The 19,419-nt window shown below is 68.5% G+C and carries 16 protein-coding genes, 3 tRNA genes and 1 pseudogene; 8 read left to right on the top strand and 12 right to left on the bottom strand.

Going from position 1 to position 19,419, the window contains the following annotated elements; translation table 11 throughout:
* Positions 1–17 precede the first annotated feature (17 nt).
* Positions 18–779, bottom strand: coding sequence for a sulfite exporter TauE/SafE family protein (locus ABZZ22_RS11140; RefSeq protein ID WP_354930701.1), 762 nt, complete (start codon positions 777–779; stop codon positions 18–20).
* Between the two features lie 30 nt (positions 780–809).
* On the bottom strand, positions 810–1,508 hold the full coding sequence (locus ABZZ22_RS11135) for a FadR/GntR family transcriptional regulator (protein WP_354930698.1): 699 nt from the start codon (positions 1,506–1,508) through the stop codon (positions 810–812).
* Positions 1,509–1,621: 113 nt separating this feature from the next.
* Here ABZZ22_RS11135 and ABZZ22_RS11130 point away from each other — a divergent pair, with 113 nt between their 5' ends.
* The 4 genes from ABZZ22_RS11130 to ABZZ22_RS11115 all read left to right on the top strand — a co-directional run bounded on the left by ABZZ22_RS11130 (position 1,622) and on the right by ABZZ22_RS11115 (position 7,332).
* Entirely contained in the window at positions 1,622–2,950 is a 1,329-nt protein-coding gene (locus ABZZ22_RS11130) for an SLC13 family permease (RefSeq protein ID WP_354930695.1), read from the top strand.
* Positions 2,951–2,955: 5 nt separating this feature from the next.
* A complete protein-coding gene (locus tag ABZZ22_RS11125) occupies positions 2,956–4,137 on the top strand; it encodes a CoA transferase (protein ID WP_354930692.1) in 1,182 nt (393 codons plus the stop codon).
* A gap of 26 nt (positions 4,138–4,163) precedes the next feature.
* The gene (locus ABZZ22_RS11120; protein WP_354930689.1) at positions 4,164–5,666 is read left to right on the top strand and encodes an MFS transporter; all 1,503 of its coding nucleotides are present in this window, start codon (positions 4,164–4,166) and stop codon (positions 5,664–5,666) included.
* A gap of 100 nt (positions 5,667–5,766) precedes the next feature.
* Positions 5,767–7,332, top strand: a complete 1,566-nt coding sequence (locus tag ABZZ22_RS11115; RefSeq protein WP_354930686.1) for a glycoside hydrolase family 13 protein — start codon at positions 5,767–5,769, stop codon at positions 7,330–7,332.
* 51 nt (positions 7,333–7,383) lie between these two features.
* On the opposite strand, the gene ABZZ22_RS11110 is transcribed toward ABZZ22_RS11115, so the two are convergent.
* Positions 7,384–9,084 (bottom strand): alpha-glucosidase, encoded by a 1,701-nt coding sequence (locus ABZZ22_RS11110; protein ID WP_354930683.1) that lies wholly within the window; start codon positions 9,082–9,084, stop codon positions 7,384–7,386.
* Positions 9,085–9,180: 96 nt separating this feature from the next.
* Between ABZZ22_RS11110 and ABZZ22_RS11105 the strand changes: the two genes are divergently transcribed.
* The 3 genes from ABZZ22_RS11105 to ABZZ22_RS11095 all read left to right on the top strand — a co-directional run bounded on the left by ABZZ22_RS11105 (position 9,181) and on the right by ABZZ22_RS11095 (position 12,190).
* Positions 9,181–9,660: an OsmC family protein gene (locus ABZZ22_RS11105; RefSeq protein WP_354930680.1), complete on the top strand. Its 480-nt coding sequence runs from the start codon at positions 9,181–9,183 to the stop codon at positions 9,658–9,660.
* Between the two features lie 52 nt (positions 9,661–9,712).
* Positions 9,713–11,434 carry an AMP-binding protein gene (locus ABZZ22_RS11100; protein ID WP_354930677.1) on the top strand — a complete coding sequence of 574 codons (1,722 nt, stop codon included), beginning with the start codon at positions 9,713–9,715 and terminating at the stop codon, positions 11,432–11,434.
* Positions 11,435–11,530: 96 nt separating this feature from the next.
* On the top strand, positions 11,531–12,190 hold the full coding sequence (locus ABZZ22_RS11095) for a hypothetical protein (RefSeq protein ID WP_354930673.1): 660 nt from the start codon (positions 11,531–11,533) through the stop codon (positions 12,188–12,190).
* On the opposite strand, the gene ABZZ22_RS11090 is transcribed toward ABZZ22_RS11095, so the two are convergent.
* The 3 genes from ABZZ22_RS11090 to ABZZ22_RS11080 all read right to left on the bottom strand — a co-directional run bounded on the left by ABZZ22_RS11090 (position 12,159) and on the right by ABZZ22_RS11080 (position 15,936).
* The gene (locus ABZZ22_RS11090; protein ID WP_354930670.1) at positions 12,159–12,926 is read right to left on the bottom strand and encodes a thioesterase family protein; all 768 of its coding nucleotides are present in this window, start codon (positions 12,924–12,926) and stop codon (positions 12,159–12,161) included. The two genes, ABZZ22_RS11095 and ABZZ22_RS11090, sit on opposite strands and share 32 nt — an antisense overlap.
* Positions 12,926–14,554, bottom strand: coding sequence for an AMP-binding protein (locus tag ABZZ22_RS11085; protein WP_354930667.1), 1,629 nt, complete (start codon positions 14,552–14,554; stop codon positions 12,926–12,928). Before ABZZ22_RS11085 ends, ABZZ22_RS11090 begins: the two co-directional genes overlap by 1 nt.
* Positions 14,555–14,619: 65 nt before the next feature.
* Positions 14,620–15,936 (bottom strand): MFS transporter, encoded by a 1,317-nt coding sequence (locus ABZZ22_RS11080; RefSeq protein WP_354930664.1) that lies wholly within the window; start codon positions 15,934–15,936, stop codon positions 14,620–14,622.
* 134 nt (positions 15,937–16,070) lie between these two features.
* Between ABZZ22_RS11080 and ABZZ22_RS11075 the strand changes: the two genes are divergently transcribed.
* Positions 16,071–16,955 carry a helix-turn-helix transcriptional regulator gene (locus tag ABZZ22_RS11075; protein ID WP_354930661.1) on the top strand — a complete coding sequence of 295 codons (885 nt, stop codon included), beginning with the start codon at positions 16,071–16,073 and terminating at the stop codon, positions 16,953–16,955.
* 795 nt (positions 16,956–17,750) lie between these two features.
* Here the strand turns inward: ABZZ22_RS11075 and ABZZ22_RS11070 are convergent.
* The 6 genes and pseudogenes from ABZZ22_RS11070 to ABZZ22_RS11045 all read right to left on the bottom strand — a co-directional run bounded on the left by ABZZ22_RS11070 (position 17,751) and on the right by ABZZ22_RS11045 (position 19,365).
* On the bottom strand, positions 17,751–17,981 hold the full coding sequence (locus tag ABZZ22_RS11070) for a hypothetical protein (RefSeq protein ID WP_354930658.1): 231 nt from the start codon (positions 17,979–17,981) through the stop codon (positions 17,751–17,753).
* Between the two features lie 156 nt (positions 17,982–18,137).
* Positions 18,138–18,371, bottom strand: a complete 234-nt coding sequence (locus tag ABZZ22_RS11065) for a hypothetical protein (RefSeq protein ID WP_354930838.1) — start codon at positions 18,369–18,371, stop codon at positions 18,138–18,140.
* 147 nt (positions 18,372–18,518) lie between these two features.
* Positions 18,519–18,572: pseudogene (locus ABZZ22_RS11060) on the bottom strand (hypothetical protein); the annotation flags it as partial.
* 491 nt (positions 18,573–19,063) lie between these two features.
* Positions 19,064–19,138 (bottom strand) — tRNA-Val (locus ABZZ22_RS11055).
* Between the two features lie 48 nt (positions 19,139–19,186).
* Positions 19,187–19,257, bottom strand: a tRNA-Cys gene (locus ABZZ22_RS11050).
* A gap of 35 nt (positions 19,258–19,292) precedes the next feature.
* Positions 19,293–19,365, bottom strand: a tRNA-Gly gene (locus tag ABZZ22_RS11045).
* Positions 19,366–19,419 lie beyond the last annotated feature (54 nt).

Raw genomic sequence — 19,419 nt, 5'->3', positions numbered from 1 at the left:
ACCGGGACTGCCGCGGATCAGCGCACCAGCATGAACGTCGCCGCGCCGATCCCGACGATGACGATCAGCGAGCGCAGCACGGTGGCCGGGAGGCGGCGACCGATGCGCGCCCCGACGTACCCACCCACGACCGACCCGGCGGCGAGCAGGCCGACTGCCAGCCAGTCGAGGTCTGCGATCGCCACGAAGATGACGGTCGCGACCACGTTCGAGGCCATCACCGCGAACGTCTTGAGCGCGTTGACGGTGCGGAACTCCAGGTCCGTCCCGAACCCGAGCACGGCCATCATCATCACCCCGGAGCCGGCGCCGAAGTAGCCGCCGTAGGCGCCGGTCAGCGTGGCGAACACCGCGGTGGCCCCGGAGACCCGCACCCGCGGCTCGGTGTCGGTGGCGTGCTGCCGCAGGAACCGGCTCAGCCGAGGCTGCACCCCGACGAGTACGCAGGTGCCGAGGATCAGCCACGGCACGACCGCCTCGAAGACCGATCCCGGCAACCACAGCAGAAGCAGCGATCCGGCGACGCTGCCGCAGCCCGCGGTGATCAGCACGGCAGCGGTCACGCGCGGATGCTCGGCCAGCTCTCGCCGGTAGCCGAACGAGCCGCTGAGCCCGGCCGGCGTCATCCCGACCGTGTTGGAGGTGTTGGCCACGACCGGCGGCAGGCCCACCGCGACCAGCACGGGAAAACTGAGGAGCGATGCGACCCCCACCGTGGAGGTGAGGATGCCCGCCCCGAGGCCCGCGGCGAGCACCACGAGCTGGTCAAGCCATGTCATGCCGCACTGCCGTTCGCTTGCGCTCGCTCATCAGTCTCGAAGCAGTGCGACGTCGCTGACCATCATGACGTGCCCGTGCATGGCGGCCGCGGCGGCTTCGGCGTCACCCGAGGCGATCGCGTCGGCGATCCTCTGGTGGCCGGCGAGCGATGTCCGGGGGCGATCGGGCTGGGAGAGCGACTCGATCCGCGTCTCGCGGATCAGCTCGCTGATCTCCGACATCATCTGCTCGAGCAGAGGGGAGTGGGCGGCCTCGGTGACCGCGCGATGGAAGAGCTCATCACCTTGAACGCCGCGACCGCCGCCGTCGACGTCGTCCGCCATCGCCCGTAGAGCCGCGTCGATCCGGTCGAGGTCCTCCTGCGTACGCCGCTGCGCCGCCAGGGCGGCGAGCTTGGTCTCGAGCGCGTCCCGCGCCTCGATGACGTCGGGGATCCGCTCCGCGTGGGCCCGGATGGCGTCGGTGATGCGCTCGGCCCGAGGCTTGTCGGTCAGGACCGTCCCGTCGCCGTGCCGCACCGCGACGACACCGATCACCTCGAGGGCGACGAGGGCTTGGCTGAGTGTCGCGCGGCTGACGCCGAGGCTGGTGGCGAGCTGTCTCTCCGGCGGAAGCCGGTCGCCGGCCTTCAGGTCGTTCTCCGAGATCCAGGCGGTGATCTGCTCCGCGACCTGCTCATAGAGACGGGTTCGCTGCAGCGGACGTGGAAAGCGCGCGGACTCACTCATGGCTACAGGGTATTGACGTTCTCGTGATTGTCCTATTGGCTAGGCCACTGATCCGCCTGTGATCCGAATCACAACCTGCGGTGTCGTTCGGGGGCCAACAGAAGGGAAGTCGGATGGGACCGGAATGGGTGGCGATCATCGCGTTGGTCGCCTTGTTCGTGGCCGGCACGCTGCTGCCGATCAACATGGGAGCTCTCGCCTACGTCGCGGCCTGGCTGGTCGGGATGTTCGCGCTGGACCTCTCCGAGAAGGAGATCCTGGCCGGCGTCAGCGCTGACCTGATCCTGACGCTCATAGGTGTCACCTATCTGTTCGCGATCGCGAGGAACAACGGCACGGTCGACCTGATCGTCAGCAGTGCGGTCCGGGCGGTGGGAGGCCGGGTCGCGCTCATCCCATGGGTGATGTTCGGTGTAACCGCCCTGCTGACCGCGATGGGTGCCGCGAGCCCGGCGGCCTGCGCGATCATCGGGCCGGTGGCGCTCGGGTTCGCCGGCCGCTACAAGATCAACCCGCTGATGATGGGCATGTTCGTCGTGCACGGCGCCCAAGGTGGTGGCTTCTCGCCGATCAGCATCTACGGCACGATCACCAACTCGGTCATGGTCGAGAACGGCCTGCCGGCCAGCGAGATGACGGTCTTCGTGACCAGCCTCGTGGTCAATCTGATCATGGCCACGATCCTGTTCTTCGCCCTCGGCGGACGGGCGCTGATGAGCATGCGGCTCGACCCCGACGAGGCGGCCGGCGCCGCCGCCGGCGTACCCGAGAGCCTGAACGAGGGTGGCGTCACCGTCCCCGCCCGCGGCTACGGCACCGTCGCCCCGACCGGGACCAAGCCCGGCATCCGCACCGAGCAGGTCCTGACCCTGACCGCCTTCGTCATCGTCGCCGCCATCGCGCTGTTCTTCGACAAGAACATCGGCTTCGCCTCGATCACGGCCGCTACCGTCCTGGCGGCTCTCTCCCCGAGCCAGCACAAGGACGCGATCCGCCAGATCGCCTGGCCGACCGTCCTGCTGGTCGCCGGTGTCTCAACGTACGCCACGATCCTCAACACCGCCGGATCGCCGGAGTTCGTGGGCAACTGGGCCGCAGACCTGGGCGCCGTGGCCATCGGCGCGCTCGTCCTCTGCTACGTCGGCGGCGTGGTCTCCGCGTTCGCCTCCTCGACGGCGCTGCTTCCGATCATCATCCCGATCTCGGTGCCGCTGATCGCCGAGGGCGGGATCTCGGCAGCCCTGTTCATCTCCGCGCTGGCGATCTCCTCGACGATCGTCGATGTGAGCCCGTTCTCCACCAACGGCGCGCTGATGCTGGCCAACCGGCCCGAGAGCATCACAGAGGAGCGCTATTACAAGCAGATCCTCGGCTACAGCGTCATCGTGGTGCTCGTCGGCCCCCTCCTGGTCTGGACCGCCCTGGTCCTCCCGGGCTGGTGACGCAGATGCGTGGACAACTCGACGACATCGTCGTCCTCGACCTCTCCCGTGCTCTGGCCGGGCCGCACGCCGCGATGATGATGGGCGACCTCGGTGCTCGCGTCATCAAGGTGGAGGCACCTGGCCACGGCGACGACACTCGGGGCTGGGGCCCGCCGTTCGTGGGGGAGGAGGGGCAGCGGGAGGCGACGTACTTCCTCTCGGCCAACCGCAACAAGGAGTCGATCACGCTCGACCTCAAGGACCCCGACGACAAGGAGGTGCTGCTGCGCCTGGCCGACCGGGCCGACGTGCTCATCGAGAACTTCCGCACCGGCGTGCTGGAGCGGCTCGGGCTCGGCGTCGACGACCTCCAGGCTCGCAACCCTCGCCTCGTCGTGCTCTCGATCACCGGGTTCGGCCACGACGGCCCCGAGGGAGGGCGGTCCGGCTACGACCAGATCGCCCAGGGCGAGGCCGGCCTGATGTCCCTCACCGGCTCGGGCCCCGACGACCCCCAGCGGGTCGGTACGCCGATCGCCGACCTGCTGGCCGGGATGTACGGCGCCTACGGCGTGCTCGCGGCTCTGCACGAGCGCGAGCGCACCGGCCGCGGGACCGTCGTACGCACCTCGCTGCTCTCCGCGGTCGTCGGTGTCCACGGTTTCCAGGGCACTCGCTGGACCGTCGCCGGCGAGGTCGGCCGCTCGCAGGGCAACCATCACCCGAGCATCTCGCCGTACGGCCTGTTCCGCTGCGCCGACGGCACCGTGCAGATCGCGGTCGGGAGCGAGGGGCTGTGGCGGCGGTTCTGCACCGCCTTCGACATCTCACCGGACCGCGAGGGAATGGCGACCAACCCCGAGCGCGCCGCCAACCGGGAGCAGGTCGTCGAGCTCGTCGAGACGCTCTTCGCGCCGTGGCCTGCCGAAGAGCTGCTCGCCAAGCTCGCCGAGGCCGGCGTCCCGGCCGGCAAGGTGCGCTCTCTGGACGAGGTCTACGCCTGGGAGCAGACGGCCAGCCAGGGCCTGCTGATCGACGTCGACCACGCCACCCTCGGTCACCTCACCCTCCCCGGACCGCCGCTGCGGTTCTTCACCGACGGGGCGGAGGTGACTCCCATCGATCACGCCGCGCCACCCACCCTCGACCAGCACGGCCCCGGGCTGCGTACGTGGGTGGCGGACGGTTCCGATCAACCCGGGTAGGGCGGGGCCGTCACTAGACTGAGCGGGTGACAGAGACCGACAGCGCCGTCCTCCGGTTGGGCACGGCCCGCGGCCGGTGGGTGCTGGCGACGACGGTGCTGGGTTCCGGGCTGGCGATGCTCGACTCGACGGTCGTCAACGTCGCCCTCGGCCGGATCGGGGAGGACCTCGACGCGGGGTTCTCGGGTCTGCAGTGGACGGTCAACGCCTACACGCTGAGCCTCGCGGCGCTGATCCTCCTCGGTGGTTCCCTCGGTGACCGCTTCGGCCGGCGGCGGATCTTCCTCATCGGCGTGGCGTGGTTCGCTGTCGCGTCGTTGCTGTGCGGGCTGGCTCCCGACATCCAGGTGCTGATCGCCGCGCGCGGGCTGCAGGGAGTCGGAGGCGCCCTGCTGACACCGGGAAGCCTGGCGATCATCGCCGCCTCGTTCCACGGCGAGGACCGGTCCGCTGCCGTGGGCGCCTGGTCCGGTCTCAGCGGCATCGCCGCCGCGATCGGCCCGCTCGTCGGCGGCTGGCTGGTGGAGATCAACTGGCGGCTGGTCTTCCTCATCAACGTCCCCGTCGCCGTTCTCATCGTCATCGTCGCCGTGCGCCACGTCCCGGAGAGCCGGGACCCTGACGCCGCTGGCCGACTCGACCTCACCGGCACGGTGCTCGCCGCGACCGGACTCGGCGCTCTCACCTTCGGCCTGACTCGGGCGGGCGAGGTCGGCTTCGTCGGCTCCGTGGCGGTGACCGTCGCCGCCGGAGTCGCCGCTCTGATCACCTTCGTGGTCGTCGAAGCCCGTTCGGCCCATCCGCTGGTCCCGCTCGGGCTGTTCCGCAACCCCCAGTTCAGCGCGGCCAACGCCGTCACGCTGCTCGTGTACGCACCACTCGGCGTGATCTTCGTGCTGCTGGTCCTCCAGCTCCAGGTCGTCAGCGGCTGGTCGCCCCTCGCGGCCGGCTCGGCGCTGCTGCCGGTGACCGTGGTGATGCTGCTCTTCTCGGCCCGTGCGGGCGCGCTGGCGCAACGCATCGGTCCGCGCCTGCCGATGACACTCGGGCCGCTGCTGGCCGCCGGCGGCGCACTCTGGATGGGGCGGATCGGCCCCCAGGCGTCGTACGTCCTCGACGTGCTGGCTCCGGTCCTGCTGTTCGCCGTCGGGCTCACGCTGCTGGTCTCGCCGTTGACCGCCACTGTGCTCGACGCCGCTGACGACCGGCACGTCGGCATCGCCTCGGGCGTCAACAACGCGGTGGCCCGGACCGCCGGGCTGCTGGCCGTCGCAGTCGTCCCAGCGGCGGTCGGGATCGCCGGCGACGACTACACGAACCCGCAGACCTTCGACGACGGCTATGGCGCGGCGATGCTCATCAACGCCGGTCTCCTGATCCTCGGCGCGGCGCTCGCAGCGGTGTTCGTACGTCGGCCGCTCACCGCTGCGCCCGAGGCCGGTCCCGAGGAGGACCGGGTGCACATCGAGACCTGTGCGCACTGCGGTGTCACCGGGACCCAGCTGCACCCGGCCGACCACGACCGCTGAGGACGATCGGACGGGCGGTCGGTCGGGCGGTCGGGCGGACACAGGGCGGGCGAAGGTCCTGGGTGGCATGACCCGACGGGCATCGGGTTACCGAGCCCTCGTGAATTCCCCGTGGTGGCGTGAGGCCGTGACCTACCAGATCTATCCACGTTCGTTCGCCGATGCAGACGGGGACGGCACCGGCGATCTCGCCGGCATCACCTCGCGGCTGGACTATCTGGCCGATCTCGGCGTCGACGCGATCTGGCTCTCCCCGTTCTATCCCTCGCCGCAGTACGACTACGGATACGACGTCTCCGACGCCCGCGACGTGGACCCCGTCTTCGGAACGCTCGAGGACGCCGAAGCCCTGCTCAAGGAGGCGCACGAGCTCGGTCTGAAGGTGATCATCGACCTGATCCCCAACCACACCTCATCGAGCCACCCATGGTTCATCGATGCCCTCGCTGCCGGCCCCGGATCCCCCGAGCGTGATCGCTACCTGTTCCGCGACGGCCGCGGGCCCAACGGCGACGAGCCGCCGACCAACTGGAGATCCGTCTTCGGCCAGCCGGCGTGGACGCGGGTCAGCGACGGGCAGTGGTATCTGCACATGTTCGACCGCGAGGAGCCCGACCTGAACTGGCGCCACCCCGAGGTGATCGAGGAGTTCCGTTCGGTGCTGAGGTGGTGGCTGGACCGAGGCGTCGACGGGTTCCGCGTCGACGTCGCCCACGGCCTGGTCAAGGCCCTGCGCGACCAACGCGTCCCGGAGGGCGGAGAGCCCAACTCCGACCCAGCGGTCATGTACGAGATCGGCGTCGACGACGATCCGATGTGGGACCATCCAGACGTCCATGAGATCTACCGGGACTGGCACAAGGTCGTCTCGTCCTACCCCGGTGAGCGCATGCTGATCGCCGAGGCGTGGACCCGGGCACCGGGCGACCTGCGTGGCTACCTGCGCGCCGACGAGTTCGAGCAGGCGTTCAACTTCCGATGGCTGCAGTCACATTGGTCGGCGCGCGAGTTCACCGACGCGATCGTGTCCACGCTGGAGGCGCTGAACCCGTCACGTGCCTGGCCCACGTGGGTTCTCTCCAACCACGATGCGATGCGACACCGGACGCGCTACGGCGACGGTGCGCAGGCGCTCGCCCGAGCCCGGGCGGCGACACTGATGATGCTGGCACTGCCCGGAGCGGCGTACCTCTATCAGGGCGAGGAGCTCGGGCTGCCGCACGTTCAGCTGCCCCCGGAGCACCAGCTGGATCCATGGGCCGAGGGAGGGAACGGCCGCGACGGCTGCCGGGTGCCGTTGCCGTGGAGCGGTGAGGCTCCGCCTTTCGGCTTCGGGCCCGGCGACGGACAGCCCTGGCTGCCCCAGCCGTACCAGTGGGCGGACCTGACCGTGGCGGCTCAGACCGGACGGCCCGGGTCGACCCTGGAGTTCTACCGGTCGGCGCTCGCGGCCCGTCGCCGCTACGCCCACGGTGACAAGGAGGTGAAGTTCCTCGATGTACCCAAGGACGTCATCGCGTTCCGACGCGGCCGGTTGACCGTCGTCATCAACTGCGGCGCGACGCCCACGCCGCTGCCGCGTGGTGACGTCCTCATCTGCAGCGGTGAGCCGCTCGCCTCCGAGCTTCCGCCGGACACCGCGGCCTGGCTGCTCAGCGACGAATGAGGCAGAGCCCGGGCCGGTGGGCCCGGGCTCGTGTGCGTGGCCGCCTCAGGATCAGCGCCGGTAGACCCGTGCCTCCCACGGCGAGAGCACCGGGCCGCCACCCCTCCCGATCACGAGCTCACCGCGGCACTCCTCGGCGAGCCCACCCAGGTCTGCCTCGGCTCCGCTGAAGTTCGCGAGCACGACCAGCTGACCGCTCTCGTGACGACGGCGGAAGGCGAAGACCTGCGGATGGCTGTCGCTCAGCAGGGTGAAGTCGCCGTCGGCGACGATCGGATCCTCGTGCCGCAACCGGATCAGCCGCCGGTAGTGCGAGAGCACCGAGTCCGGGTCGTCGATCTGAGCTGCGACGTTGATCTCGGTGTGGTTCGGGTTGACCGCGAGCCACGGCGTGCCGGTGGTGAAACCGGCCCCGGGGGAGTCGTCCCACTGCATCGGCGTACGCCCGTTGTCGCGGCTCATCGCCCGTAGCGACGCCATCACATCCGCGGGCTCCAGGCCCGCGGCGACCGCTTCGTGGTAGTAGTTCACCGCCTCCACGTCGTCGAACTGGTCGATGGAGGCGAACGGGTAGTTCGTCATGCCGATCTCGTCGCCCTGGTAGACGAACGGCGTGCCCCGCTGCAGGTGCAGGACCGTCGCGAGCAGCTTGGCCGACTCGGTTCGCCAGCGGCCGTCGTCGCCGTATCGCGACACGATCCTAGGCTGGTCGTGGTTGTCCCAGTAGAGGCTGTTCCAGCCCACGTCCGCCAGGCCCTCCTGCCAGGCCGCGAGCCGATCACGCAGACGACCGAGGTCGAAGGGGCGTACGTCCCACTTGAAGGCGCCGTGGTCGATCTCGACATGCTCGTAGTGCAGGACCATGTCGAGCTCACGGCGTGCCGGGTCGGTGTACTTCCGGCCTTCCTCGACAGTCGTCTCACCCGTCTCCCCGACGAGCAGCAGGTCGCGGTCGTACCGATCGAAGACCTCTCGGTGCATCTCGGCGAGGAACTCGTGCACGCGCGGCCCGTCGATCACCGACTGGCGCATGTTGCCGTAGCGCTGCCCGGGCATGACCGGCGCGTCCGGCAGCGCGGGGTCCTTGGAGATCAGGTTCACCACGTCCATGCGGAAGCCGTCGACACCGCGGTCCAGCCACCACCGCATGACCTCGTAGACCGCCTGCCTCACCTCGGGGTTCTCCCAGTTCAGGTCCGGCTGCTTCTTGGTGAACAGGTGCATGTAGTACGCGGCCCTGCCCTCGCAGTAGGTCCACGCCGGGCCGGAGAAGAACGACCCCCAGTTGTTGGGCTCGTCGCGCCACCAGTACCAGTCGCGCTTGGCGCTCTCGGGGCTCGAGCTCGACTCCACGAACCAGGGATGCTCGTCGGAGGTGTGGTTCGCGACGAGGTCCATCACCAGCTTCATCCCGCGGCGGTGGAGCTCGGCGATCAGCTCGTCGAGCTCCGCGAGCGTGCCGTAGGTCGGGTCGACGTCGTGGTAGTCGCTGACGTCGTAGCCGTTGTCGGCCATCGGCGAGGGGTAGACGGGGGAGATCCAGAGGACGTCGACACCGAGCCACTCGAGGTGGTCGAGGCGCTCCCTGATCCCGCGCAGATCGCCCACGCCGTCGCCGTTCGCGTCGGCGAAGCTGCGCGGATAGACCTGGTAGACGACGGCGGACCGCCACCAGCCCGGCCCGGTACGTCCTGCGGGTTCGGTGACGGTCGCCGGCGTGCTGTCTCCTCGAGCCGGTGTCGGATGGGTCATCGCATCTCCTGCATCGCGGTCGTTACCTGTCCCAGCGAGCGGTAACCGGGTCGGACGCCGCACATACACCGCCCAGACCGGCGCTAGCGTGTAGGCATGGCAATGATCCACGAGTACGCGGTCTCGGTGGAGTGGACGGGCAACCGTGGCACCGGAACGAGCGGCTATCGCGACTACAGCCGAGACCACGTCGTACGCATCGAGGGACTCCCCGACATCCTCGGCTCCGCCGACCGGACCTTCCGCGGAGACGCCGGCCGGCACAACCCGGAGCAGCTGCTGCTGACAGCGCTGGCGCAGTGCCACATGCTGTCCTACCTGCATCAGGCGGTGCGGGTCGGCGTGGTCGTCCTCGACTACCACGACGCGGCGACCGCCAGGATGGAGACACAGGGGAGCGGCGGCCGGTTCATCCAGGCTGTGCTGCGCCCGGTCGTCACCGTCGCGGACGCGGGGATGATCGAGGCCGCGACGTCGGCGCATCACCAGGCCCACCTGGACTGCTTCATCGCCAACAGCGTGAGCTTCCCGGTCGACATCGAGCCCACGGTCATCGTCGGCGGGCTGACGCAGTAGCCCCCTCTTCCGGGGGTATGTCGAGGTCGAGGCCGCGACGATGATGTCCGCCATGACTCGATCGACCTCGACCGACGCCCTGCTCGCCGCCCGGGACACGCTGATCGCCCAGCGTCTCGACTACACCGAGGCCCTCGACACCTTCCGCTGGCCCGATGTCGGGGCGAGCTTCAACTTCGCCCACGACTGGTTCGACCCGATGGCCCGGGGCAACGACGCTCCGGGGCTGGTGATCTCCGAGGCCGACGGGTCGCGAGCCGCGTACTCCTTCGACGAGCTGGCCCGGCGCTCGGACGCGGTCGCGCGCTACCTCGGGCGTCTCGGCGTCGGCCGCGGCGACAGCGTGATCGTGATGCTGGGCAACCAGGTCGAGCTGTGGGAGACGATGCTCGCGGCGATGAAGGTGGGCGCGGTCCTGATGCCGACGACGACGGCGGTCGGCACCGCCGAGCTGGTGGACCGGCTCGCCCGCGGCCGGGCGAAGGCGGTGGTCTGCAACGCCGAGGACACGGGCAAGTTCGACGGCGTCCCCGGCGACTACGTCCGGATCTGCGTGGGGGAGCAGGAGGGCTGGAACGGGTACGCCGCCGCGGCGGCCGAGAGCCAAGAGCCCCTCGACCACCCCGGCAACGCCACGAGCGACGCCCTGCTCCTCTACTTCACCAGCGGCACCACCAGCCGCCCGAAGCTGGTCGAGCACACCCACTACACCTATCCGGTGGGACACCTGTCGACGATGTACTGGCTGGGCCTGCGCCCCGGCGACGTGCACATGAACATCTCCAGCCCCGGCTGGGCCAAGCACGCGTGGTCGAACTTCTTCGCGCCCTGGCTCGCCGGAGCGACCGTCTTCGTCCTCAACTACGCGCGCTTCGACGCAGCCACGCTGCTGCAGCGGATCCGTGAAGAGCAGGTGACCAGCATGTGCGCCCCGCCGACGGTGTGGCGGATGCTCATCCAGGCCGACCTCAGCGGCGGCTGCGGGTCGTTGCGCGAGGCGATCAGCGCAGGGGAGCCGCTCAACCCCGAGGTGATCAGCCAGATCCGTCAGGCGTGGGGCCTGACCATCCGGGACGGCTTCGGACAGACCGAGATGACCGCGACGATCGCCAACAGCCCAGGCCAGCCGGTCCGACCCGGCTCGATGGGGCGGCCGCTGCCGGGCGTCCCGGTCGTGCTGGTCGACCCGGTCGAGGGGACCGTGATCGAAGGACCGGGGGAGGGCGAGCTCTGCCTCGATCTGGGCCCCGACCTCTCCGCACGACCCGCCACGCTGATGACCACCTACCGCGACGACGAGAAGCGCACCGCCGACGCCATGCGCGGCGGCTTCTTCCACACCGGTGACGTCGCCAGCCGCGACGACGGCGGCTACATCACCTACGTCGGCCGCACCGACGACGTCTTCAAGGCCTCCGACTACAAGGTCTCGCCCTTCGAGCTGGAGTCGGTCCTGATCGAGCACCCCGCAGTGGCCGAGGCGGCGGTCGTCCCGGCACCGGACCCGGTGCGGCTCGCCGTTCCCAAGGCGTACGTCTCGCTCACCGCCGGCCACGAGCCGACCGCCGAGACCGCCCGGGCCATCCTCGAGTTCGCCCGCGACCACCTACCGCCCTACCTGCGGGTGCGGCGCCTGGAGTTCTTCGACCTGCCGAAGACGATCTCGGGCAAGATCCGGCGCGTCGAGCTCCGTGCCCGCGAGCAGGAGGTCGTCGACCAGCGGCCGGCGGGGGAGCACCGCTACGAGGACTTCTTCCCCCGCAGCCAGCGGTGAGGTGGAGTCGTCCGCGACACGATCAAGGGCTGACGTCACTGTGGCGCGGGACCAGTGACCTTGCTGTCGCCATCGCTGTGGCGAAACCATCGAGATGTGACGAACGAAGCGCTCGGCCGCCGACGGTCCAGCTGGACGACGAGCGAAGTGGTCGTGCTGCTGGATGTCGCCGCCAAAGTGCTGCTCCTGCTGTCCATCGTCCGTGTCGGACTCGATCCGACGTGGGGCAATCTGGAGGGAAAGGCTCCGATCGCCAGGGCAGTCACCTATCCACTGCTCGCGTTCGCGATCCCTCTCGTCTGGCTGGCGCGTCGCCATCAGGGGGCGTATCCCTGGACCGCGGACCTGCTCATCACGTTGGTCTGTTTCAACGACATCCTCGGCAACCGCCTGGACCTCTACGACGCCATCGTGTGGTTCGACGACGCCAGCCACTTCTTCGCCACCGGTCAGCTCAGCGCAGCTGCGGTCCTGCTCACCCTTCACCGCGGCACCTTCGGACAGGTGCTCGAGCGCGCGGTAGCAGTCGGGATGACGATTGCGCTGGCCTGGGAGGTGTTCGAGTACTTCTCGTTCGTCACCACGTCCTCTGAGCTCCAGTGGGCCTACCGCGACACGATCGGCGACCTGACACTCGGGTGGCTCGGTTCGGTCGCTGCGGCGGCCGTCATTGCGGCGTACTGGCACTTCACCGAGTCACCTTCGGGCGCGATTCGAGAAGCCGTCAGGGGCGAACGGTCAGGCACTGCGTACTGATGCCGAAGGCACCGTGCTCGTCGTGGAGCACGGACGTGGTCACGCCGGCGCCCGCCTGGCCGAACGAGACGGTCGTGTCGAGCCCCAACCAGCCCGTGCCCGGCGTACGGAACAGGTGCGCGGTCAGGTCGAGGTTGGGGAAGCTGACGTCCTCCGGGGCGACCCGGACGGCTACACCGTTGGTGATGTCGAGCAGTCCTGCGACCTGCGCCAGCCGGCTCACTCCCTCGTCTGCGACCAGGCGGTGAGGCGTACGCACCCAGGCTTGCGCCCGACCCGGGCCGAGGTCACGACGACGCACCTCGACCGAGGCGATGAAGCCCCCGCCCCACACCGCCGTCATGTCCCAGGCCGGCACCTGGTCCGGTGCGGGCATCGTGACGTGGTGGGTGCCCTCGAGGTCAGCAGTCGGGTAGTCGGCGGTCAGCCAGGCGCGGAGGAGCACGACAGGCCGGCCGGCGTGGCTGGCTCGGGCCTCGACGAGCTCGATCGTGCGGCCGCCACGAAGCACGGTGACCTCTACGTCGACCGGCTCGAGCGGGATGGTTCCGAGGATGTCGTAGCTGAGCCGGCTGATCCGCAGGCCGTCGTCGCGGCGGTTGTCCCGGTCGCGTTCGATCTCGTGCGCGAGCACGCCGAGCAGAGTGGCGATGTGCTGAGTCTTGAGGTCCCAGGCGCCGCCGACGTGCTCGGTCGGAGTGAAGGTGCGCGGGCCGGTCCTGTGCCAGTAGCTCATCAGAGGCCGAGCAGGGCGACGCTCTGCTCGCGCATGTCGATCTTGCGGACCTTGCCGGTCACCGTCATCGGGAACTCCTCGACGACCAGCACGTAGCGCGGTGTCTTGTAGTGGGCGAGCTTGCCGCTGGCGAAGGCACGGACGGCCTCGGCATCCAGCGGCTCGGCGCCGGGCCGCATCCGGATCCAGGCGCAGAGCTCCTCGCCGTACTTCTCGTCGGGGACGCCCACGACCTGGGCCTCGGCGATGTCGGGGTGGGTGAAGAGGAACTCCTCGATCTCGCGGGGGTAGATGTTCTCCCCGCCACGGATGACCATGTCCTTGATCCGGCCCACGACCACGCAGTAGCCGTCCTCGCGCATGACCGCCAGGTCGCCGGTGTGCATCCAGCCGTCGGTGTCGATCGCGTCGGCGGTCTTCGTCTCATCGTCCCAGTAGCCGAGCATCACCGAGTAGCCGCGGGTGCAGAACTCGCCCGCCGCACCGCGGGGGACCACCTCGCCGGTGACCGGGTCGACGATCTTGATCTCGACGTGCGGGGCGGCCCGGCCGATGGTCTCGGTGCGCCGCTCGAGGTCGTCGTCGGTGCGGGTCTGGCAGGAGACGGGGGAGGTCTCGGTCATGCCGTACGCGATCGCGACCTCGCTCATGTGCATCTCGCTGACGCACCGTTTCATGACCTCGACCGGGCACAGCGCGCCGGCCATGATCCCCGTACGCAGCGTGGACAGGTCGTAGGTCGCGAAGCCAGGATCGTCCTGCATCGCGATGAACATCGTCGGCACCCCGTACAGCGCCGTGCACCTCTCGTCCTGCACGGTCTGCAGCGTCGTGGCCGGGTCGAAGCCGGGGCCCGGGATCACCATCGTCGCGCCGTGGGTCGTGCAGCCGAGGTTCGCCATCACCATGCCGAAGCAGTGGTAGAAGGGCACCGGGATGCAGAGCCGGTCCTGCTCGGTGAAGTGGATCGCCTCGGTGACGAAGAAGCCGTTGTTCAAGATGTTGCGGTGCGACAGCGTCGCGCCCTTCGGGAAGCCCGTGGTCCCCGACGTGTACTGGATGTTGATCGCGTCGTTGGGGTCGAGCGCGTAGTCGACGTGGTCGGCCAGCCGCTCGCCACGGCCGGCAGCCAGCAGCGCATCCCACTGCGGCGTACCCAGGAAGATCGTCTGCTCCAGTGCGCCGCAGTCGCCCTCCACCTCACCGACGAGCGAGACGTAGTCGCTGGTCTTGAACGCCGTCGCGCTGATCAGCAGCCGCACCCCGGACTGGTTGAGCGCGTAGGCGAGCTCGTGCGTGCGGTAGGCGGGGTTGATGTTGACCAGGATCGCCCCGATCTTGGCCGTGGCGAACTGGACCATCGTCCACTCGGCGCAGTTCGGAGCCCAGATCCCGACGCGGTCGCCCTTGCCGATGCCGGCCTTGCGGAGGCCGACCGCGAGGGCGTCGACGTCGGCGTCCAGCTCGGCGTAGGTCCAGCGTCGCCCGGTGGCGATCTCGACGAGCGCCTCACGGTCTCCGTGGCAGGCGACGGTGCGCTCGAAGTTCGCTCCGATCGTCTCCTCGAGCAGCGGAACGTCGATGTCGCCACGGGCCGACGATGCGGTGATGGAAGAGGTCTCGGTCATGCCGCGAGCATGACCGAGACCGGGGCGGCAGCCACACCCCCTAAAGAGGGTGAGCGGGTGCCGGATCAGGCGAGTGCCGGCTCCGCGTCGAGCTCCACGCCGCTCGTCTCCTTGGCGACCAGCAGGCAGCCGATGCTCAGCACAGCCAAGGCGCTGAGGAAGTACGCGATGCCGTTGGTGCCCCACCTGGCCAGCAGGTCCTCGGCGATGACCAGCGGGACGGCGCCGCCGAGGATTCCCGCGATGTTGTAGCCCAGACCGGCTCCCGTGTAGCGGTACTTCGCCTGGAACATCTCGGGCAGGAACGCCGCGATCGGACCATAGTTGAGACCAAGCACGCACAGCATCAGGCTGTTGCCGAGAGCGAAGCTCGCGAAGCTGCCCGCCTCCATGATGGCGAAGGACAGCGGGCCGGCGACGAGGCCGAAGCCGGCGCCGATGAGCAGGACCACACGGCGGCCGAGCACGTCGGAGAGCCACGCGGACGCGATGACCGTCACGCTCATGGCGAATGCCGCGACGATGACGCCGAGCAGGGCCTGGCTCATGCTCAGGCCGAGGGTGCCGACCGCGTGCGCGACCATGAAGCTGGCGCCGGTGTAGAAGGCGCCGAAGACGACCGCCATGATTCCGCCACTGAGCAGCACCTGCCGCCACTGGTCACGCATGCAGCCGACGAACGGCAGCGTGCTGCGGGTGCCTGCCGACTGGACCTTCTTGAACGACGGAGTCTCGGCGATCTTCAGCCGGACCCAGAGGCCGACCGCGATGAGGACGGCGCTGGCCAGGAACGGGATCCGCCAGCCCCAGGCCGCGAAGGCGGCGGGCTCCATCAGGCGGAAGGTGGTGAGCATGGCGGTGGCGGCGAGGATCAGGCCCAGGCTGGGACCGAGCTGCGGGAACATGCTGTAGCGCCCGCGCTGGCCGCGGGCGGCGTACTCGGTGGTGAGGAGTGCGGCGCCCGCCCACTCGCCGCCGAGCGCGATGCCCTGCAGCGCACGCAACAGAACGAGGATCACCACGGCTCCCTTGCCGATCGACTCCACGCTCGGGAGCAGGCCGATCGCGAAGGTCGAGATACCCATGATCATCAGGGTGGTGATCAGCGTGGCCTTGCGACCGATCCGGTCGCCGTAGTGGCCGAAGAGGATCGCCCCCAACGGTCGGAAGACGAACGCGACGCCGAAGGTCGCGATCGAGGCCAGGGTGCCCTCGGGGCCGCCCATCGATGGAAAGAAGACGGCATTGAAGACCAGGGCTGCCGCGAGCCCATAGATGAGGAAGTCGTAGAACTCGATGGTGGTGCCGGTCAGTGACGCCGTCGCGACGCGGCGCATGGTGCGCCCGTCGACCTCGGCTCGGTTAGCCGCGATTTGGGCCATGATCGTGCCTCCTACTCGGATTGGTGAACCGAGTGTGGGACTGTCACCACCTGACCGATACCCCCCGAAGAGTGCCCTCGAAAGAGGGGGTGGGCCCTTGTTGCTTGTGATGGTCGTCACTTACGCTCAACGCCATGAGCACCACCGCCATCGCCCCAGAGGCGCCATACGACGGGTCCCGGATCGCCCAGACGCTGGCCTCCTTCCGGACCGCGTCGGGGCTGGACCTCGCCTTCGGTGGTCCGGTGCGCGGCGACGGCACGGCCATCGACATCACCGCGACATACGGCGCGAAGGGCGCCTCGCTGCGCGGTCTGCGGGTCGTCAACGGGGAGGGCCTGGGCGGGAAGACCCTGCAGACTCGGCAACCCGGCTCCGTCGACCATTACTACACCGCTCGCGGGATCACCCACCTCTACGACACCGCCGTCGCTCAGGAGCAGATCCAGACCGTCGCCGCCCTGCCGATCATGATCGACCGGGCCCCGCGGATGCTCATCTACCTCGCCTCCCGCTCGCGGCTCGGCCTCGGCGGCGTCTGGTTCGACTCGCTGCGTCCGCTGATCCGCACCCTCGAGCGCGAGATCCTGATCGACGACGAGGTCCGCAACCGGCTCTCCCGGCTGGCGACCGCACCGGCGCCGGTACGAACCCCGGCCGAGAAGGCCGCGAAACACGACCTAGCCGAACGCCGGGAGATGGCGGCCGAGCTCACCGACCTCGCCGGCCAGGTGATCGACCCCGAAGTCCGCAGCCGCCTCGAGGCGATGGTCCGACGACTCACCGCCGCACCGGGGGAGGCGCCGGCCCGGCTCGCTCCGGCCGTACGCCTGGCCGCCCGTGAGGTAGACGTCCTGCGCCAGGTGGCGCTCGGGAACAGCAACCGGGAGGCGGCCGAGGCCCTCGGGATCGTGGAGAGCACGGTGAAGTCCTACCTCAAGAGCGCCACCCGCAAGCTCAACGCCAACAACCGTGTCCACGCGGTCCGGATGGCGCGCGAAGCCGGTCTGATCGACTGAACCCCGGTCGAGCCTGGTGCGGCCACCGTCAGCGCAGCAGGGCTGCGCGGCGAGGCCTGTGGCGAACTGCCGTCGCAGCGACTGCGGGCCATGGTGTACGCGACCAGCGGCATCCCGATTGCACGGATCCTCCTTGCAGACCGAGCTCGTCGCCCAGGGCCTGGACGGCAGTATCGATGACGACGTTGTGATCGCTGGAGTCGTCGCGCCAGCGGGCGACGGCATCGTAGAAGCGGTGCCTGGGTCCTGGGCCGAGTTCGATCACTACGCCATTCTCTGGCAGGTTCGCATGACGGTGCCAACATGTTTGGACCCGTGCCGTCATGCATCTCGCCACCACCAGCCGTCGTGCCAGTCGTGCTCACCGATTCGGTAGGCGAGGATGCACTCATCGAACTTCCGAAGGGCGTCACGGAACTCTTTGGCTGGTTTTGGCGGAAGGCGACGAGCGATGCTCTCCAGGTCCTCACGGTCCCAAGCCGTTGGGCCACAACATTCTGGGATGCCGCATCCCTCGTTGAGGTAGTACCAATACTCTCGCCGCGCGGCGAGACGTTCCCAATTGCGAAGGAGATCGTCAGTCTCGCCAGCCCAGCGCTCTTGACGGCGGATCGCTGCCCTGAGAGGGCCGGTGAGACTCGAGTGTGGGCGCGGGCTATAGCCCCCGTACATATGCCTGGCGCGCCGCAGTTGGTCGCGCACTTGAGCGGGACGCCTACGCGGCATGTCCCTTCGTGGATAGCGTGCTCATCGCCGGAAAGGATAGCGGACTCTCACGGAGGGTGCAGATCGGTTTCAGTCTGAACCTCGAACGAACGCCAGCACCCTCGGTAGTAGCGCGCAGAACTCGCCTCCGCCCCAGGAATCGACCAGACCGCCGGCCCGCTCCATCGCATTCCATAGTGGTTCGGCGGATCGGATGAGGTCCTCGGCGGTACCTGCGTCGATGTCGAGCTCGGTGCAGAGTTGCTCGACGAGCCACTGTCGCGATTCAGTGGGCATCTCGTCCAAGAGGTCGGCGCTCATGCCGAAACTATGCTCCCCTATGGCGGCGTGTGGCAGATCGGGGTCGAGGTAGTCGGGAAGACATGTGCCTGCTGGCCGTACAGACGACAAGCTACGCAAGACGCCTGAATCCCTGCCTGCTCGACGGCAGTCCTAGGTGTGCTCGGAGTCCGTTGTCTATGCCTTGCGTGCCACCACGATGTAGTTCTCGGCCTCAGGGTTGAACGTGCTCGTTTCCGTCCGGAGTCCGACCTGGTGCAACTCGGCTTCGAGTTCGTCGTATCGGTAGGGCCAGCACGACAGCAGCTCCGAGCGGGCAAGGACCGACCCATCCGTATCCACTTGCGCGATCGCGATCTCGATGTGGTGCTCGTCCTCCCAGTTCGTCGCGATCTCCCAGCGGTAGATCACGACAGCATCGCGGCCGTTCCGGCGGACGAGTCGGTCACTGATGTCCAGGCGGGATCCTCTGGCCCTCACGAGTTCCCAGGTGCGGGAGGTGAGTACCAAGCGCCCGCCAGGGCGTAGAAGCCGGGACATCGACCCCAGAGCAGCAAGCCTGCCGCTCGCGCCCACAGCGTGGTGCAGCGAGTTGCCAACGCAGAACACCATGTCGAAGGTGTCGTCATCGAAATGGTCAGGCAGCTCTTGTCAGTCCGCCCGCACTGTCCGCACAGGCGCCCTGAACTCCTCAGACAATTCCGCAGTCCGACGAACCATCGCTTCGCTGGCGTCGGTTGCGACAACCCGAATGCCGCGACCAGCGAGGCCAACCGCCAACTGTCGGTTCCGCACGAACAGTCGAGCACATGAGCGTTCGGCGACAGAAGACTGAGGACGTCATCGAACGACGCAGCGAACTCGGCCGGAGCCAGCTTTGCATCCGAGATGAGCCATTCGTACACCTCGGCGAGCGCGTTGTAACCCGTCACGACTACTACTACCTCCGTCACGCTGCAGACTCAGGGTCGCACAGCAGTACATCAGCGGCGCCAGTCGACTCACCACTCGTTTTGCAGGGCAACTGCGTCGACTGCCATTCGGGTCCGCAGAATCGAACCGGCCCCTGATCCGCGTTTCCGCAGTTCAGGGGCCGGTTTCGGTGGTGGACGATACTGGGTTTGAACCAGTGACCTCTTCCGTGTCAAGGAAGCGCGCTACCGCTGCGCCAATCGTCCGTGGTTATTCAGTTTGTGTCCTGCAGTTTACATCAGGGTGGTGCTTCGAGGTGGGTACGGGATTTGAACCCGTGTACACGGATTTGCAGTCCGTTGCCTCGCCTCTCGGCCAACCCACCGCTGGAGGCAATGCCTCCGGTGGAGACCTACTCCGAGCGGACGACGAGGCTCGAACTCGCGACCTCAACCTTGGCAAGGTTGCGCTCTACCAACTGAGCTACGTCCGCTTGCTGCTTCGGACCCGGTTTCCCGTGCCCTTGGCGACGAGAAGAACATTAACG

This window comes from Nocardioides sp. NPDC006273 (assembly GCF_040613495.1).
Classification (GTDB): Bacteria; Actinomycetota; Actinomycetes; order Propionibacteriales; family Nocardioidaceae; genus Nocardioides.
The sequence above is the reverse complement of the archived record's forward strand: the minus strand, read 5'-3'. Positions and strand labels throughout refer to the sequence as shown.